An 18,227-nucleotide genomic window follows, 5' to 3' on the forward strand; every position below is an offset into this window, starting at 1 on the left:
ATGACTTCTATGATTGAAACCCTGCCTTTGGAAATTGAACTCACCTCTCAATCTCGCATAGATGGCGTAGATTTTGAAAATCTTGGCTTCGGTAGAGTTTTTTCTGACCATATGCTTGTGGCAGAATATAAAAACGGCGAATGGGTGAGTGCCAAAGTGATGCCTTACGGCAATTTGTATATGAGTCCTGCAATGTCGGTACTGCACTACGGGCAAAGTATTTTTGAAGGTTTGAAAGCTCAATATATGAAAGATGGACGTATTTCGGTATTCAGACCTTGGGAAAATCATAAGCGAATGCTTGCCTCTGCTGAAAGAATGTGTATGCCTGCTGTCCCTGAAGATTTGTTTATCGGAGGAATTAAACAACTCATTGAAATTGATAAAAAATGGATACCCAAACAAAAAGGAGCAAGTTTGTATATTCGTCCTTTTATGTTTGCTTCTGAGGAATTTTTGGGGGTAAGACCTTCGCAAGAATACAAATTTATCATTTTTACCTGTCCTGTGGGGAATTATTACTCTGAACCTGTACGCCTGAAAATTGAAACACATTATTCTCGTGTAGCTCAAGGGGGAATTGGTTGTGCAAAAACCGCAGGAAACTATGCGGCTTCGCTATATGGAGCGGTAAAAGTGCAAAAAATGGGCTATCATCAAGCTCTTTGGACAAATAGCCTCACTCACGAGTACATTGAGGAAGTTGGTACTATGAATATTATGTTCCGAATAGGCAATCGTGTTCTTACTCCTGAACTTGGCGATACTATTCTGAAAGGTGTTACACGCGATAGCGTACTCACTTTGGCACGTGAGTGGGGCTATGAGGTAGAAGAACGCAAAGTGAGTGTTAAGGAAATAGCCGAAGCCTTGCAAAATGGTATGCTTGATGAAGCCTTTGGCTTGGGTACGGCGGCAGTAGTGGCTCACGTGAAAGTTATGCACTACGATGGAAAAGATTACGAGCTACCGCCTCTTGAAAAACGTACATTAGCAAATAAAATATACGATTATCTTATCCAATTGCGTAACGGAGACATTGAAGATACGCATAACTGGCTACTGATTCTATGATGAATTAGAGTTCGTCTTTTTTACAAAACTTCTATAAAACGGCAGTGTTAAAAACATTGCCGTTTTTCATCATAGTTTTAAGAGAATTCCTTTTTTATTCTTTCTTTTGGAACAAAATTTGCCTTACCTTTGGCAGGAAAATAACCAGCTCTATGTATAAAAAACTTGTAGTAGTAGCTTTATTGCCTGCTTTTATTCCTTTGTTTCATTTATTACAGCACAGAAAAGTAGTTACATTTGCAGAAAAATATATTGAGCCAAGTTTTGTTTTTTTTAGTCAAGAGGAGCGTTGGGTAGATAGTGTTTTTCGTAAGATGAGCCTTGATGAAAAAATCGGGCAACTTTTTATGGTGGCAGCCTATTCCAATAAAGACGAAAAACACTACAGAGAAATTGAAAAGTTCATCAAAGAGCATCATATCGGTGGTTTGATATTCTTTCAGGGTAATCCCTACAAGCAAGCCCAATTAACTAACCGCTATCAAGCTAAAAGCGAAGTACCTTTGCTAATTGCCATAGATGCTGAATGGGGCTTGGCAATGCGTTTAGATAGCACTTTGGCGTATCCTTATCAGATTACTTTGGGAGCTTTACGAGCTGAAAATGACTCTCTCATTGAAGTTATGGGTGAGCAAATCGGTAAGCAGTGCAAACGTTTGGGCATACACGTAAATTTTGCCCCTGTGGTGGATATCAACAACAACCCCGCTAACCCTGTGATAGGTTTTCGTTCTTTTGGTGAAAACAAAGAAAAAGTAGCTCGCAAAGGCATAGCCTATATGAAAGGCTTGCAGAAAAGTGGTGTAATGGCGGTTGCTAAACATTTTCCTGGGCACGGCGATACCGACCAAGATTCGCATTACGCTTTGCCGCAACTCAAACATAGCACAGAGCGTTTGGATAGTCTTGAACTTTATCCTTTTCGTAAGCTCATTGAGGCAGGTGTGCAGGGCATAATGGTTGCTCATCTGAATATTCCCGCTTACGAAACGCGTCCCAATTATGCTACAACACTTTCCGAAAATGTCGTGAAAAATCTGCTTACGCAAAAAATGGGCTTTTCAGGGCTGATTTTCACAGATGCCCTTAATATGAAAGGTGTTAGTGATTATTTTCCCGCAGGTGAATTGGAAGTTTTGGCTTTACAAGCAGGAAACGATGTTTTACTTTTTCCAACCAATATCCCTTTGGCAGTGAAAGCTATCAAAAAAGCATTGAAAAAGAAGAAAATAAAAAAAGAAGTCTTTGAGCGAAGTGTCAAAAAAATTTTGAGAGCCAAGTACCGAGCAGGGCTACATCGCTACGAGCCTATTGCCTTGCAAAACCTCACTCAAGAACTTAATCCCGAAAAAGAGTTTGAAAAACTTACTGAAAAAATTTATCAGAAATCTATCACGTTGGCTTGCAATCAGGATAGTTTAGTGCCTTTTGTACATTTAGATTTGCATAATTTTGCTTCGGTGGCAATCAACGCAAATCCTAAAAACGAACAGGCTTGGCAAGAAATGCTTTCCAACTATACCGAATTTGAGCATATTGGTTTGCAAACTACCAAAGAAAACTGGCAAAATATTTCTGAAAAGTTACAAAAATTAGATAGCACTAAAACTTTAATTGTGGGTATTTTTGGAATGAGTAGGCTGGCTACTAAAAAATATGGCATTGATAGCCTGACTATCAGAGCGGTAGAGCAAATTCAGCGTAGGCATAAACACGTTTTAGTATGTGTATTTGGCAATCCGTACAGTTTGCGATTTTTGAAGGCTCGCAATGCTTTGGTGGCTTATGAAGAGAATGAATTTACGCTTAAATACGTGCCGCAAATGATTTTCGGGGCTTTCGGAATAGAAGGACAAATACCTGTTTCGGTAGGAAATATTAAGGAAGGAGAAGGGCAAAAGACATTAGAAATAGCACGTTTGCAATATGGCTTCAGTCCTGAAAGTGTAGGAATGAGCAGTGATACGCTTCGTAAAATGGATACGCTCATTCAGAGTGCTATTTTGAATAGGGTATTCCCTGGTTGTCAGGTGCTTGTAGCTCGCAAAGGTAAGGTAGTTTGGCATAAAGCCTATGGCTATCACGCCTACGAAAGTACTCAAAAAGTAACTTTACAAAGCATCTATGATTTGGCTTCAATCAGCAAGGTAGCGGGTACTACGCAGGCATTGATGTTTTTGTTTGATATAGGCAAATTAGACCTTTCGCTAAAAGCCGCTGATTATCTGCCCGAGCTTGCCAAAAGCAACAAGAAAAATATGATTATTCACGATATTTTGCTTCATCAGGCGGGGCTGAAACCTTATGAACTTTTTTACAAACGCACTTTGGGCAAAATGCGAGAACCTTCGGAAAAGTATTTCAGCTATACTAAAAATGATACCTTCTGCGTACAAGTAGCTCCTAATTTATTTGCTCGTAAAGATATTGAAGAAATTGTTTGGCAATGGGTTATTCAGAGTGATTTGCTTAAAAAGAAAGGCAAGCGTTATCCTTACGAATACAGCGATTTAGGCTTTTTCATTATGAAAAGAATAGTGGATAAATTGCTCAACGAGCCGATGGATAAATTTTTAAGGCGAAACTTTTATCTACCTTTGGGGGCAAATACGCTTTGTTATAAACCTTTGGAACATTTTCCCAAAGAACGAATTGTACCCACTGAAAATGATAAATATTTTCGCAGGGAACTTCTTTGGGGAACAGTTCACGACCCCACTGCCGCACTAATTGGCGGAGTAGCAGGACACGCAGGACTTTTTGGCACTGCCAACGACCTTGCCAAACTCTTGCAAATGAACCTTCAAAAAGGCTATTATGGAGGCATTCGTTATCTTGTTCCTGAAACTATTGAGCTTTTTACTTCACAAACTGATAGTCTCAATCGTAGAGGTTTGGGTTGGGATAAACCCCCGAAAGGAGCTATTTTTACTTATATTTCGCAATTTTCTACTCCCAAATCTTACGGACACGCAGGCTATACAGGCACAGTAGCCTGGGTAGATCCTGAAAAAGAACTCATTATTATTTTTCTTTCCAACAGAGTTCACCCCAACGATAATAATCGTATGATTAGACAACATACGCGTCGTAAGGTGCAAGATATTGTTTATCAGGCACTATTGGAGTAAAAGCGGACGATTCAGACGCTCTTCTAATGAAATAAATGTTTCGGTACGTTGTACTCCCGGTACGGTTTGAATTTTCTCATTCAAAACCTCTCGCAGATGCTTGGTATCTTTGCAAATGATTTTCGCAAAAATACTATACGCCCCTGTGGTGTAATGCAAATTTACTACTTCGGGAATTGCCTCTAAGGCTTCTACGGCTTCCTCATAAAGCGAACTTCTTTCTAAGTAAATTCCAATAAATGCCGTAATATCCCAGCCTAATTTGTGATAATCTACTTTGAGCGTGGCTCCTTGCACTACTCCCAAACGCTTGAGTTTTTCCATACGTACGTGTACGGTACCATTGGAAACAAAAGCCTTTTCTGCTACACTGCTGTACGGCTGATTAGCATCTTGCAAAAGTAAATTGATAATGCGATAGTCGGTTTTGTCAAATTGATAATTTTCAGACATAACAGAAATGTGTTTTTGAAAATTTTTCAAATAAAATTAAATTTTTTGAAAAAATAATAATTTTTTGAAAGTTTTTTTGAAAAAATTTGCAACAAAATAGGCTTTCGTTTAATATTGTAGCAGAAATTCAGTTATTACTTTGTAGGGTGGTGAAATTTTGGCAGACACACCCTCCTCTCTCGGGGGCGGGGATACAGAAAGAAAGCTATGGCTCGGTAGGTGTAATTATTACGGCTACGAAGCCTTTTGCCTAATCTCCTCGTGAAGGTTCGAGTCCTTCCCCTACAGCTACGAAAGGTTTGAATGAAAGTTCAAACCTTTTTTTATTTTGAAAAATGTAGTGTGGTATGAAAATTTGTTAGTTTTGCGTTAAGGTGCTAACAAAACTTAAATGCTTATGCAACAGACTATTTCTGCTCAAAAAATCTGGCTTACCGTAATGGTAGCGGCTCTGGGATATTTTGTAGATATTTATGATTTATTGCTTTTTAGCATTATTCGCATAGAAAGTTTGAAGGGTTTGGGCTATACCTCAGCCGAAGATATTGAAAACTATGGTCATTTGCTTATCAATACGCAAATGATAGGGCTTTTGCTTGGGGGGATTGTCTTTGGGATTTTGGGCGATAAAAAAGGACGTCTTTCGGTGCTTTTTGGCTCTATTATTACCTATTCGCTCGCCAATATTGCCAATGGTTTTGTAACAAGTATTGAGCAGTATGTTGTTTTACGCTTTATTGCGGGTATTGGGCTAGCGGGGGAATTGGGAGCAGGTATTACGCTGGTCAATGAAATAATGAGTAAAGAAAAACGAGGTTACGGAGTTACGGTAGTAGCTTCGGTAGGGCTTTTGGGGGCGGTAGTAGCTTCATTGATAAGTAACAAGTTTGGCTGGCGACCTGCTTTCTGGATAGGCGGAGGTATGGGAATTGCCCTGCTACTTTTGAGAGTTGGTGTAGCTGAATCAGGTCTGTTTTCACAATCCAAAGTAGAAGGTGTGCAAAGAGGCAATTTTGCTATGATTTTCAACAATTCTAAAAGGTTGAAAATTTATCTCTATTCTATTATTTGCACCATTCCTGTGTGGTATGTGATAGGACTTTTAGTTTCTTTTTGTAAAGAATTTGGCGAGGCTTTGCAAATGTCTGAAATTCCTTTACCTCGTTGGGCGATACTTTTTGCTTATTCAGGCTTGAGCGTAGGAGATATGGCAAGCGGACTGATAAGTCAATGGACACGCTCTCGGAAAAAAGTACAATACTTGTTCCTAACGCTTGGGGCTATTTTTAGTGCCATTTATCTGTTGAGCGGCGGTATTTCATTGGAGATGTTTTATGCTTTGTGCTTTGTATTGGGAGTAGCTTCGGGGTATTGGGTGATTTCCATTACTTCGGTTTCGGAGCATTTTGGTACAAATTTGAGAGCCACCGTAACTACTACGGTGCCAAATTTTGTAAGAGGCTCTTTTGTACTCGTTGATGTGAGTTACAACCTGCTTAAAAGCTCTTTGGGAAGGTTGGAAAGTGCGGCTGTGGTAGGAGCAGTGGTATTTGTACTGGCGATTTGGTCAGTAAGGCAGTTAGAAGAAACTTTTGGCAAAGACCTTAACTTTCAGGAGTATTGAGTAAAAAATGTTCAATTTGCCTTGATAGGTAATGAGCTAAAAAGTTTCCACAAAAAAAAGTAAATCTTACAAGATGAAAAACGTTTTTTTCCCTTACGGACTGAGTAATTTTCCGCAGGTAGTCAGCGAGTATGTGTATGTGGATAAGACTTCCTACATAGAGCTACTGGAAACAAGGCGTGAGCGTTTTTTAGTGTATTTGCGTCCTCGTCGTTTTGGGAAAAGTTTGTTTGTATCGCTTTTGGAGCATTATTATGATATAAACCGCAAAGCAGATTTTCAGAGGTTGTTTGCTAATTATTACATTGGTAAAAATCCAACTGCAAGGGCAAATAGCTATCGGATATTGTATTTCAATTTTAGTGCTATCAATACGGATACGTGTGAAAGCAGTCAAGATGGTTTTAATAGCCGAGTAGCCAATCAGGTGAGTGGTTTTATTATGAAGTACAAAATCTTTGAGCAAAAAATAGTTGATTTCATTCTACAAGACAATGATGCAGAAAAGATTTTAGACCGCTTATTTGATAAATACGTAGTTCAGAAAGAAAAAGTGCCTATCTACATACTCATAGACGAATACGACCACTTTACGAATGAAATACTTGCCCGCAGTATTCAGGAGTTTAAGGAAACGGTATCTTTGAATGGTTATGTACGAAAGTTTTACGAAGCTATCAAAAACGCCACTCAGCAGGGTGTTGTAGATAGGTTCTTTATTACGGGGGTTTCGCCTATTACAATGGACAGCCTGACGAGTGGTTTTAATATTGTTAAGCACCTAACCCATCATAAAAATTTTGAGGCAATGATGGGCTTTTCGGAAGCAGAAGTACGAGAACTATTGAATTTGGTGCTAACCGATAAAAGCCGCGAGGAGCAAATAATGCAAGATTTACGAGATTACTACAATGGTTATCGTTTTTACCCATTGAGCGAGCAGAATATTTACAATTCAGATATGGTGCTGTATTTTCTTGACCATTTCAAGCACGAGCAAACTTATCCAGGTCAGATGTTAGACCCGAACATCGCTCCTGATTATGGTAAGCTCAAAGAGATGTTCAAAGTAGCGAATTTGCAAGAAAACTTACAGGTTTTGGAGGAGGTTTTAGAAAAAGGCAGTGTAGAAAGCGAGCTGATATATCAGTTTCATTTTGAAAAAGATTTTGGCAAGAAAGAATTCGTAAATTTTCTGTTTTACTTGGGGAATTTAACTATCAAAGAAAGTGATTTGACGGGGGCGGTTATTTTCAAGATACCTAACAAAGTGATAGAAGTGCTATATTGGCAATATTATGCGGAAGTATTGCAGACTTGGGCAAATTTACCTCGTGAGGAAGATTGGGTATTTCCTGCGGTACGAGAAATGGCACTTACGGGCAAATATGAGAAGTTTTTTGCATTGATAGAAAAGCTGTTGCAAAATCTTTCAAACCGAGATTATATTCGTTTTGACGAAAAGCACGTAAAAATGGCAATGATAGCGTATTTTAGTCAGTCTAATATTTTTTGGGTACAGAGTGAGCGAGAAGTAGCAGGAGGGGGCTATGTGGATATAGAGTTATTTATTCGTCCTAATAATCCTTTTACGCATCATCAGTTTGCGATTGAGTTAAAATATCTGAAAAAAGAGCAAGAGGCTTTGCTTGCAGAGACAATGCAAGAGGCGAAAGAGCAAATTTTGAGTTATTACCGAAACGATACACTTTTACAAAGCAAAAAAATGCTCAACTTGCTGGCAGTGGTAGTGGTGAAGGATAAAATTTGGGTAGAAAAAGTGCACTTATCTTGAAACAAACTTCTCTAACAGAAAGTAACATACAGGGCTATAAAAAAGTTTTTTGTTTAGAAAAATTCTAAATTATCTTTGTATTTTTTAGCTAAATCTTGTAAATCAGAGTTTTATGAAAAGGCTAAAAAAAACTGCTTCAAAAATTTTGAATTTGTTGCGAATTGTGTTTGTAAGTAAAAAAACGCCTATTATTTTTGTACTGCTAAAAGAACCGATTTTTTCAATAGAAAAAATGTACGCTAATAATTTTACTTCTATGCACAACAAAACTTTTACTCGGTATATCTTGGCGATAGCAACTTGTTGGGTATTGCTTTGTTCTAATACCCTGACGGCTCAAAACGCGGGGAAAGCCGATGCCGCCAAGGGTAAAGATTTATATGCACAGAATTGTGCCACTTGCCACAAAATTCATAGCAACGCCACTGGACCTGCTCTGAAAGATGTAAGCCAACGCCGTACCGAAGCGTGGCTTATCAAGTGGATACGCAATTCGCAGTCCGTAATAAAAAGTGGAGACCCCATTGCAGTTAAGCTCTACAACGAGTGGAATCAAACTGCAATGAATTCATTTCCCGATTTTACCGACCAAGATATTAAAAATATTTTGGCTTATATTGATGAAGAAAGTAAAAAAGAACCCGTAAAAGCCACTGCAACTGCTCAAACAGGCGGAGGAGCAACAACTGCTGCGGCTACTGATGGGGGATACACCAATATTATATTAGGTGCTTTGGCGGCGATTTTGCTTGTGATTTTAGCCGTGCTTTTGGTGCTTACTTCATTACTTACTAAACTGCTCAAGCAAAGAGATGATTTAGATGAAGCAGATAAAGAGATTGTGGAGTCAAAATTTGATTTGGCTAAAATATTAGGTAGTAAAGCCTTTATTGGTACCGTAGCGGGTATTGTTTTCCTTGTGATTGCCAAAGCAGGTATTGATAAAGTAATGGATATAGGTATGCAGATTGGCTATGCTCCTACACAGCCTATTCCTTTTTCTCATAAATTACACGTGGGTAAGTACGAAATTGCTTGTCAGTATTGTCATACTACCGTAATGAAGGCAAAATCGGCAGGTATTCCTTCTGCAAATATTTGTATGAATTGCCATAATGCTATCAAGACAGGTTCGCCCAATATGCAAAAAATTTATAGCTACATTGAAAATAATCAGCCTATTCCTTGGGTGAGAGTACATAATTTGCCTGACTTGGCATATTTCAACCACTCACAGCATACTGTTGCAGGGCAAATCGCCTGTGAGCAGTGCCACGGCGAAATCAAAGAAATGGAAGTCGTACAGCAACGCTCACCGCTCACTATGGGTTGGTGTATAGATTGCCATCGCCAAACACTTGTAAGCTACACAACCAAAGATGCTGATGGCAAAGATGTCTTGAATCCTTATTACGAAAAACTTCTCGCTTTCCACAAATCCAAAGGAAAAACCAAGTTCAAAGTGGAAGATATGGGTGGTTTGGAATGCTCAAAATGTCATTACTAATAAATTTTACATAAAACTTACTTCAATCCTCATTACGAGGCTCACTTAAAGCAAGTTCAACGTATGGAAAACAAAAAGATATATTGGAAAGGTTTTGAAGAATTAACCAATGACCTTGAATTCGTGAAAAAGGCAGATAAGGAGTTTCCTGAATTTCTACCTATTGCCGAAAAAGATGATAATGGCAATACTTCACGACGCGATTTTTTGAAACTAATGGGTTTTAGCGTTGCGGCAGTATCGCTGGCAGCTTGTGAAGCTCCTGTAAAAAATGCTATTCCTTATTTGAACAAGCCCGAAGAGATTGACCCTTCTATTCCAAATTATTATGCCAGCACTTATTTTGCTGATGGTGAATATTGTAGCATTTTAGTAAAAACCCGCGAAGGCAGACCTATCAAAATTGAAGGTAATACGCTTTCCAAAGTTACCAAAGGAGCTACTTCGGCACGCGTGCAGGCATCTGTACTTAATCTGTATGACCTTGCCCGCCTCAATTCTTTTATGAAGGGCAATCAGAAAATAAAAATTAAAGATGCCGACCAAGAAATTATCAATGCTTTACAAAGTACATCAGGTACTATTTACATTGTAACTCACACTATTATCAGCCCTTCTACAAAGGCTGTATTGGCTGAATTTACCAAGAAATACCCTTCTACCAAAGTAGTTACTTATGATGCCATTTCGGCGTATGGTATTTTGAAAGCCAATGAAAAATCTTTTGGTGTGTATGCTTTGCCGACTTATGATTTTAGCAAAGCTGATGTGATTGTAGGCATCAATGCCGATTTCTTGGGTACTTGGCTCAATGCTCTGGAATACAGCGGACAATATGCCCAAACTCGCCGTTTGAACAAAGAAAAAATCTCTATTTCTCGCCACTATCAGTTTGAAAGTGGAATGTCGCTTACAGGTGCAAATGCCGACTACCGCACTGCTATTCGCCCTTCGCAAGAGGCTTTGGTGGTAGCACATCTCTATAATGAAATTGTTGGTGGTTTGAGTGTGCCTGCTATTAGTGATAATGCGGTAGTAGAGAAAATCAAGAAAGCCGCCGCTGACCTCAAAAATGCCAAAGGTAAAGCTCTCGTAGTTTGTGGTTCTAATGATGTAAATGTACAGATTTTAGTGAATGCCATAAACAACGAGTTATCAAGTTACAGCTCTACCATAGATTTAGCTCACCCCAACTACACCAAACAAGGCAATGACGAGGAAATGGCTAAATTCGTTGATGACCTCAAAGGTGGTAGTGTAGGTGCAGTAATTTTCTATGGCACAAACCCTGTATATGACTACCCTCGTGGCAAAGAAATTGCAGATGCCCTGAAAAATGTGTCTTTAAGTATTTCTCTTGCCGACCGTGCCGATGAAACCGCCAAACTTTGTAAATATATTTGCCCTGATGCCAACTTTTTAGAGTCTTGGGGCGATGCAATGCCTTGTGCAGGACATTATAGCTTACAACAGCCTGCTATTACGTTTATTTACCCCGAAGGCACACGACAAGCACAAGATAGTTTCCTTACTTGGGCAGGTTCAAAAGCCACTTACTACAATTTCTTACGTGGTTACTGGAAGAACAACTTACTCAAAGGCACTGACTTTGAAAATGCTTGGATAAAAGCACTGCACGACGGCGTATTTGAAACTACTTCGGTAGCTATCACTGATGATACCAAGAAAGAAGAGAAGCCTACAACTACTGCGGTTGCCTTCAAAGCCGATGTCAATGCGGCAGTTTCTGCGATTGCTTTCAAAGAAGGTAAGGGTAAAGAATTGCACTTATACACAAAAATCGGCTTGGGTAGTGGCAAATTTGCTAATAACCCTTGGTTGCAAGAACTACCCGACCCTGTTACTAAGGCTACTTGGGATAATTACGCCGCTATTTCCAAAACCTATGCCAAAGAGTTGGGTGTAGAAACAGGGGATATTGTAAAAGTTACTGCCAAAGGTATTTCTTTTGAACTTCCTGTACTCGTTCAACCCGGACAGCAAAAAGATACGATTTCAATTGCTCTGGGTTACGGACATACCGATGTAGGTAAATGCGGCAATGGTGTAGGGCAAAATGCTTATCCTGCTGTTGCTTTGAAAGGTGAAAGTTTAGTGTATGCCTCTGATGAAGTTGCTTTGAGCAAAACTGATAAAAAAGTGCAAATGGCTCTTACGCAAACCCATCAAACCCTTATGGGTAGAGGACACGTGAGAGAGGCTAAACTTGCAGAATATAGCAAAAACCCTAAAATTATTCGTGAAAAATACGATGTGTATATCCAGACTTCGGAAGGTCCTAAAAAACCTACCGAACTGACAATGTGGAAAGGACACGAAGAAGCCTACAACAAAAATCACTGGTGGGGACTTGCCATTGACCTGAACGCCTGCACGGGTTGTAGTGCCTGTCTGATTGCCTGTCAGTCTGAAAATAATGTCCCTGTGGTGGGTAGAAAAGAAGTGGTGTATGCTCGTGAAATGCACTGGATACGTATAGACCGCTACTATAGCACCGATGCTGATTTGAATGATAAGAGCATCGGGGGCTATAAGAAAATGGAAGAACCTTCGGATAATCCTGAAGTATTATTCTTGCCTGTGATGTGTCAGCATTGTAACAATGCTCCTTGCGAAACGGTTTGTCCTGTGGTAGCTACTACGCACAGCTCCGAAGGTTTGAACCAAATGACTTATAACCGTTGTGTAGGTACGCGTTATTGTGCCAACAACTGTCCTTTCAAGGTTCGCCGCTTCAACTGGTTCAATTATACCAACGACGAAAAATTCACCACCGTGAATTTTATGGCTCAATCTGATTTGGGTAGAATGGTACTCAACCCCGATGTAACTGTGCGTTCTCGCGGGGTTATGGAAAAATGTTCGCTTTGCGTACAACGCATTCAGGCGGGTAAGTTGGAGGCGAAAAAAGAGAAACGTAAAGTAAAAGATGGTGATATAAAAGTGGCTTGTCAGCAGGCTTGCCCCACAGGAGCAATTGTTTTTGGAGATATGAACGACCCTGAAAGTGAAATCGTGAAACTTGTGGGTATCACTAAAAACGAAAAGAAAGACATAGTGGCTAACGACCCTCGTGCTTACCATTTGCTTGAAGAAATCAATGTGAAAGCCAATGTTACCTATTTAGCCAAAATTAGAAATCAAGACGAAAACAACAAAAAAGCCTAATTTTTTCATAAGTATTCAAAAACAAACAGGATATATGCAAGTAACATCAGCCATAAGAGAACCTCTCGTAACAGGTGGTAAAACGATGCACGACATCACCAACGACATCTGTAAGAGGGTAGAAGAAGCCCCCAGCAAAAGCTGGTTAATGGCTTTTGGAGCATCAGTGGTGCTTTTTGTGGTAGGCGGTTTGTCACTAGCTCAAACGTGGTGGTATGGAATAGGCGTGTGGGGGCTAAATAAAACCGTAGGTTGGGCTTGGGACATCACCAACTTCGTATGGTGGGTAGGTATTGGTCACGCAGGTACGCTTATTTCTGCAATTCTCTTGCTTTTCCGTCAGAAATGGAGAACTTCTATCAACCGTGCCGCCGAAGCGATGACTATCTTTGCTGTAATTTGTGCGGGTTCGTTTATCCTGATGCATATGGGGCGTACTTGGCTGGCTCATTGGGCTTTGCCACTACCTAATACTTACGGCTCGCTTTGGGTAAATTTCCATTCGCCACTGGTTTGGGACGTGTTTGCGATTTCTACCTATCTTACCGTTTCCACGGTGTTTTGGTATGTAGGGCTTATTCCTGATTTAGGTACTATTCGCGACCGCTTTGTGCGTACTTTGGAAGAAAACCCTTTGCTCCCTACCGATACTCCCGCAGAACGCAAAGCTAAACTCAAAAAACGTCGTCCTATTGCCGCATTTATTTACAGAATACTTTCTTTTGGTTGGGAAGGCGGTTCTAAAACTTGGGCAAGATACGAGTACGTGGCTCTTATTTTAGCAGGTCTTTCTACACCTTTGGTACTTTCTGTGCATACCATAGTAAGTTTTGACTTCGCAACTTCCGTAATTCCCGGTTGGCACACTACTATTTTCCCGCCTTATTTCGTTGCAGGGGCGATTTTCTCTGGGTTTGCAATGGTGCTTACGCTAATGCTCGTAACACGTGTAGTGTATAAATTGGAGGATTATATCACAATGGAACACATTGAGCTAATGAATAAAATTGTGATGCTTACGGGTTCTATTGTGGGTGTGGCGTATATCACAGAGTTTTTTATTGCTTGGTATTCGGGGGTAGAAGCAGAAAGTTATGCTTTTATCAACCGTGCTTTTGGTCCTTATTGGTGGGCTTATTGGGCAATGATGAGTTGCAACGTTATTTCGCCACAGCTTTTCTGGTTCAAATCTATTCGTACCAATTTGGTTTGGACTTTTGTGCTTTCTATTGTGGTAAATGTGGGTATGTGGTTTGAGCGTTTCGTAATTATCGTTACCTCTTTGCACAGAGATTATCTGCCCTCCAGCTGGACATATTTTGTTCCTACTATTTACGATGTAGGTGATTATGTATTCAGCTTTGCTTTGTTCTTTGTTTGCTTTTTCTTGTTTGCAAAATACTTGCCTGTAATCAATATGGCAGAAGTAAAAACCGTGTTGAACTCTACCAGTGAAGAGGCAAGAGCGAAAGCCTTTGCAAAACTCAAAGCAGGAGCAGAGGCTTTGAAAGCAAGTCCTGCTTACGATAAAGGAAACCAAGTATAATTCTAAAACTTACAAAAACCAAGTACAATGGCAGCAAGTAAAGAACCTAAAAAATATTTGGTAGGCATCTACGACCACGAAGATAAAGTAGTAGAAGCCGTTAAAAAAGTACAAAAAGATGGTGTAAAAGTTGAGGAAGTATATTCGCCTCACCCCATTCACCACATAGATACATACATTGGGCATCCACGTACGCGTATACCTATTGCGGCTTTTATGTTTGGTGCTACGGGTACGATACTAGCTATCACGATGATAGTCTTTATGATGAAAATAGATTGGCCTATGATAATTGGTGGGAAAAACCCACTCTATCCGCCTACTATGGTGCCTGTAACTTTTGAGGCAACCGTACTGATTTGTGCTTTGGGTATGGTAGCTACTTTCCTGATTACCAACAATATGGGTCCCGGTAAAGTGGAATTTATGTTTGATAGACGCACCACAGATGATAAATATGCTTTGGTAGTTGATTTGGAAAAGAACACCAAGTCTGCCGAAGAAATTAGCCAAATTCTTATCAAATATGGTGCAGAAACTACACCTCCCCCACGTATTGTTGAAAAGTCTTAACACCTTAAACGAAAACGCACAATGAACTTGAAAAAATATATTGCTTTTTCAGCGGTTGTAACAAGCCTCGTACTACATTCGTGTCAGCGTGGTCCGAATGACCCTGGTACTGAGTTTGCTCCTAATATGTATGTTTCTACGGCGTATGAGCCATATAGTATGGTAAAAGATAGTACCAACAAAATCAATCCTTATGGTATCAATTTACGTGAGCCTGCACAAGGTACAGTAGCCCGTAGAAACTATAAAACCACTTATAAAGACGCAAGTACGGGTGAAGAGTATGATTTGGGCTTAATGGTTTATCGCACTCACCCTGATAGTCTGGAAGAAGCGGCAAAAACTTTGAAAAACCCTCTAAAAATTACCAAACAAGTAATAGCAGAAGGTAAAGTTTTGTATGAATATTTTTGCCAACATTGCCACGGAGCCGAAGGCAAAGGTGATGGTAAAGTAGGACAAAAATATGGGGGGGTAGCTAATTTGACAGGAGGGCAAATTGCCAAAGCAAATGGTGGTCATATTTTTCACGTTATTACTCACGGAAAAGGTAGAATGTGGCCTCACGGCTCACAAATGAATGCTTTGGAGCGTTGGAAAATTGTGAGTTACGTACACGTATTGCAAGGGCAAATCAATCCTGATGGTACGCCTGTAGTAAAAGAGGAAGAAAAGAAAGAGGAGAAAAAAGAGGAAACTAAAAAGTAATTTCACACAAGAAATTCTTATCTTGTGCTTGATGTCTTGTGTCTAAAATTTTTAACAAACTATACTTATGGCAGAAGTACACGTACATTACGATTTGAATGAGAAATATACCTTTACTCCCGAGCTCAAAAAGAAACTGATGATAGGAATGGGTGTGGGGCTTGTATTACTTATTTTGGGAGTTATTTTAGCATATGCAGGTATTGGCTTTGGTCATCACGAAGCTCACGAAGCGGGTAAAGCCGCCCAAGAGGCGACTAAACACGCCGAAGGAGGGCATCACGGGGCTACGCCACTCACACGTCTTTGGGCAAATTTGTGGCTTAATGGCGTATTTTTTACCTACATAGCCGCTATGGGTGTCCTTTTTGTAGCTATTCAATATGTAGCTTACGCAGGCTGGTCGGCTACTATTCGCAGAGTAGCGGAGGCTTTCGGGGCATTTTTACCCTTTACTGCACCTGTTTTGCTAATTACTTTCTTTCTTGGTGGGCACGACCTTTTCCACTGGACACACCACGACCTTTACGAAAAAGGCAAAGCTACCTATGACCCCATTATAGCAGGAAAATCAGGATTTTTCTTTTTCCCTTTGGAAGCAGGTTCATTCCCTTTGTTTTGGCTTTTACGCTTGGTAGCTTTTATAGGGATATGGTATGTCCTTTATCGCGTACTAATTAAAAATTCAGTTGCGGAAGATTATTTGACAGATAAAACAGATTTTAGCTATCACAAGCGTAATATCACTATTGGAGCTATTTTTGTTGTTTTCTTTGGTTTGAGCGAATCAGTTTCGGCTTGGGACTGGGTAATGAGCATTGATACCCACTGGTATAGCACTATGTTTGGCTGGTATGTTTTTGCAAGTTCTTGGGTTTCGGCTCTTGCTGTCCTTACGCTTGCAGTGGTATTTTTGAAAGAAAAAGGTTATTTGAAAATGGTGAATGAGAACCATTTGCACGATTTGGGTAAATTTATGTTTGCTTTCAGTATATTCTGGACTTATATTTGGTTTGCTCAATATATGTTGCAGGCTTACTCCAACATTCCCGAAGAAATTGAATATTGGGTGGCTCGCCACGATGGTTTGGAAGGGGTGTATTCGCCTATGATTGTGATGAATGTAATCATCAATTTCCTTTTTCCATTCCTATTCTTGATGACAAGAGACGCTAAACGCAAAGAAATTTTCTTGAAAATTACAGCCTTTGGCATCTTAATGGGGCATTATTTAGATTTCTTTGTGATGGTTATGCCTGGCACTGTAAAAGGCAATGGTGGATTTTTCCTTATGGAAATAGGTACGCTAATGCTTTTTGCTTGTGCTTTTGTGTATGTGTTTGCAACCCAACTTTCAAAACAAGGCTTGATTGCGAAAAATCATCCTATGATGGAAGAAAGTTTGCATCACAGCATCTAAAATTTTTGATGTTTGAAAACAAACTCGCTAAACATTTTTTTATAGCAAAAAATAATTTTCAAAACTTATGAACGGCTTGCTTCTAACTTCTATTGCAGTTTTGGTACTAGTGATGTTCTTTATTGTGTTTAGAATGTCAAATCTGGTATCCATTTTACGTACAAAAAGCAAGAAAGGGGAGGAAATTGATGTATCTACCAACAATTTTCACGCATATTTGTTTTTGCTTCTGCCATTGGCAGGTACTATTTGGGCTTTTTGGTATGGCATCAAACACTCGGGATTGTGGTGGCAACCTGACGCGGCTATTCACGGGGCTGAATATGACTGGCTGTCTAAGATTGCTCACGTTATTATCATACTTATGTTTTTGGTAACGAATGCGGCGTTATTTTACTTTGCTTACAAATATCGTTACAAAAGAAATCATAAAGCTACTTTCTACCCTGATAATATGAAATTGGAAGTAGTATGGACAATCGTGCCTGCTATCATTCTGGCTGTTTTGGTATTTACTGGGTGGAATTTGTGGAGAAAAGTTACCAAAGATGCTCCTGAAAATGCTATTCAGATTGAAGTGGTAGGAAAGCAGTTTAATTGGATTGCTCGTTACCCTGGTAAAGACGGAAAATTTGGTGGTTATAACTTCCGCTATACCGATGATGTGAATGAGCTTGGTTTAGATTTTACAGATAAAAATGTAAATGACGACTTTCAGGCTACTGAATTAGTTTTGGTGAAGGGGAAACCCGTTCAACTCAAAATTCGTGCAAGAGATGTGATTCACAGTGTAAGTTTGCCTCACTTCCGCCAAAAAATGGACGCAGTACCCGGACAACCTACTACTATGTGGTTTATACCGACCAAAACTACCCAAGAAATGCGTGAAGAGCTAAAATCCAACCCCGAATATCTGAAACCTGACCCTTCTACTACCAAAGGAGACCCCAAAGATATGAAGGCTCGCTGGGAAACCTTTGACTACGAAATTGTTTGTCAGGAAATTTGTGGTAGAGGGCATTTTAGTATGCGTATGAGGGTAATTGTACTTGATGAAAAAGAATATGAGGCTTGGGTTGCTAAACAAGAGCCTTTCGTAGTGAAAAACAAAGAATACGTTTCAGAGGCTATCAAGCGTCAGACTAAAATGAAACAAGCATCAGGACAAGCTCTCGTAGAAAATACCTCTATGAGTAACTAAAATTTT

The 18,227-nt window shown here is 39.7% G+C and carries 13 protein-coding genes; 12 read left to right on the forward strand and 1 reads right to left on the reverse strand.

Translation table 11 applies throughout. From position 1 onward, the window contains the following. Complete coding sequence (locus Rain11_RS06780) at window positions 1-1,074, forward strand: branched-chain amino acid aminotransferase (protein WP_317042750.1); 1,074 nt, start codon at window positions 1-3, stop codon at window positions 1,072-1,074. 152 nt (window positions 1,075-1,226) lie between these two features. Beyond that, a complete protein-coding gene (locus tag Rain11_RS06785) occupies window positions 1,227-4,205 on the forward strand; it encodes a glycoside hydrolase family 3 N-terminal domain-containing protein (protein ID WP_101358596.1) in 2,979 nt (992 codons plus the stop codon). Here Rain11_RS06785 and Rain11_RS06790 read toward each other — a convergent pair. Beyond that, window positions 4,194-4,658, reverse strand: a complete 465-nt coding sequence (locus tag Rain11_RS06790; RefSeq protein ID WP_101358597.1) for an Lrp/AsnC ligand binding domain-containing protein — start codon at window positions 4,656-4,658, stop codon at window positions 4,194-4,196. The two genes, Rain11_RS06785 and Rain11_RS06790, sit on opposite strands and share 12 nt — an antisense overlap. A gap of 86 nt (window positions 4,659-4,744) precedes the next feature. Between Rain11_RS06790 and Rain11_RS13880 the strand changes: the two genes are divergently transcribed. The 10 genes from Rain11_RS13880 (at window position 4,745) to Rain11_RS06835 (ending at window position 18,221) form a co-directional block, all read left to right on the forward strand. Beyond that, complete coding sequence (locus tag Rain11_RS13880; protein WP_165778089.1) at window positions 4,745-4,912, forward strand: hypothetical protein; 168 nt, start codon at window positions 4,745-4,747, stop codon at window positions 4,910-4,912. Window positions 4,913-5,055: 143 nt separating this feature from the next. Then, complete coding sequence (locus Rain11_RS06795; protein ID WP_243390554.1) at window positions 5,056-6,282, forward strand: MFS transporter; 1,227 nt, start codon at window positions 5,056-5,058, stop codon at window positions 6,280-6,282. A 73-nt stretch (window positions 6,283-6,355) separates the two neighbouring features. Then, on the forward strand, window positions 6,356-8,077 hold the full coding sequence (locus tag Rain11_RS06800) for an AAA family ATPase (protein ID WP_101358599.1): 1,722 nt from the start codon (window positions 6,356-6,358) through the stop codon (window positions 8,075-8,077). A 112-nt stretch (window positions 8,078-8,189) separates the two neighbouring features. Then, a complete protein-coding gene (locus tag Rain11_RS06805; protein WP_243390555.1) occupies window positions 8,190-9,584 on the forward strand; it encodes a c-type cytochrome in 1,395 nt (464 codons plus the stop codon). 63 nt (window positions 9,585-9,647) lie between these two features. Continuing rightward, a complete protein-coding gene (locus Rain11_RS06810; RefSeq protein ID WP_101358600.1) occupies window positions 9,648-12,773 on the forward strand; it encodes a TAT-variant-translocated molybdopterin oxidoreductase in 3,126 nt (1,041 codons plus the stop codon). A gap of 34 nt (window positions 12,774-12,807) precedes the next feature. After that, entirely contained in the window at window positions 12,808-14,319 is a 1,512-nt protein-coding gene (nrfD, locus tag Rain11_RS06815) for an NrfD/PsrC family molybdoenzyme membrane anchor subunit (protein WP_101358601.1), read from the forward strand. A 27-nt stretch (window positions 14,320-14,346) separates the two neighbouring features. Further along, the gene (locus tag Rain11_RS06820; protein ID WP_101358602.1) at window positions 14,347-14,892 is read left to right on the forward strand and encodes a DUF3341 domain-containing protein; all 546 of its coding nucleotides are present in this window, start codon (window positions 14,347-14,349) and stop codon (window positions 14,890-14,892) included. A 21-nt stretch (window positions 14,893-14,913) separates the two neighbouring features. Beyond that, a complete protein-coding gene (locus Rain11_RS06825) occupies window positions 14,914-15,600 on the forward strand; it encodes a c-type cytochrome (protein ID WP_101358603.1) in 687 nt (228 codons plus the stop codon). A gap of 67 nt (window positions 15,601-15,667) precedes the next feature. Next, entirely contained in the window at window positions 15,668-17,020 is a 1,353-nt protein-coding gene (locus Rain11_RS06830) for a quinol:cytochrome C oxidoreductase (RefSeq protein ID WP_101358604.1), read from the forward strand. 67 nt (window positions 17,021-17,087) lie between these two features. Beyond that, window positions 17,088-18,221 carry a cytochrome c oxidase subunit II gene (locus tag Rain11_RS06835; RefSeq protein WP_101358605.1) on the forward strand — a complete coding sequence of 378 codons (1,134 nt, stop codon included), beginning with the start codon at window positions 17,088-17,090 and terminating at the stop codon, window positions 18,219-18,221. The last annotated feature ends 6 nt before the right edge of the window (window positions 18,222-18,227 follow it).

It is taken from the genome of Raineya orbicola (genome assembly GCF_002843425.1).
Taxonomy (GTDB): domain Bacteria; phylum Bacteroidota; class Bacteroidia; order Cytophagales; family Thermonemataceae; genus Raineya; species Raineya orbicola.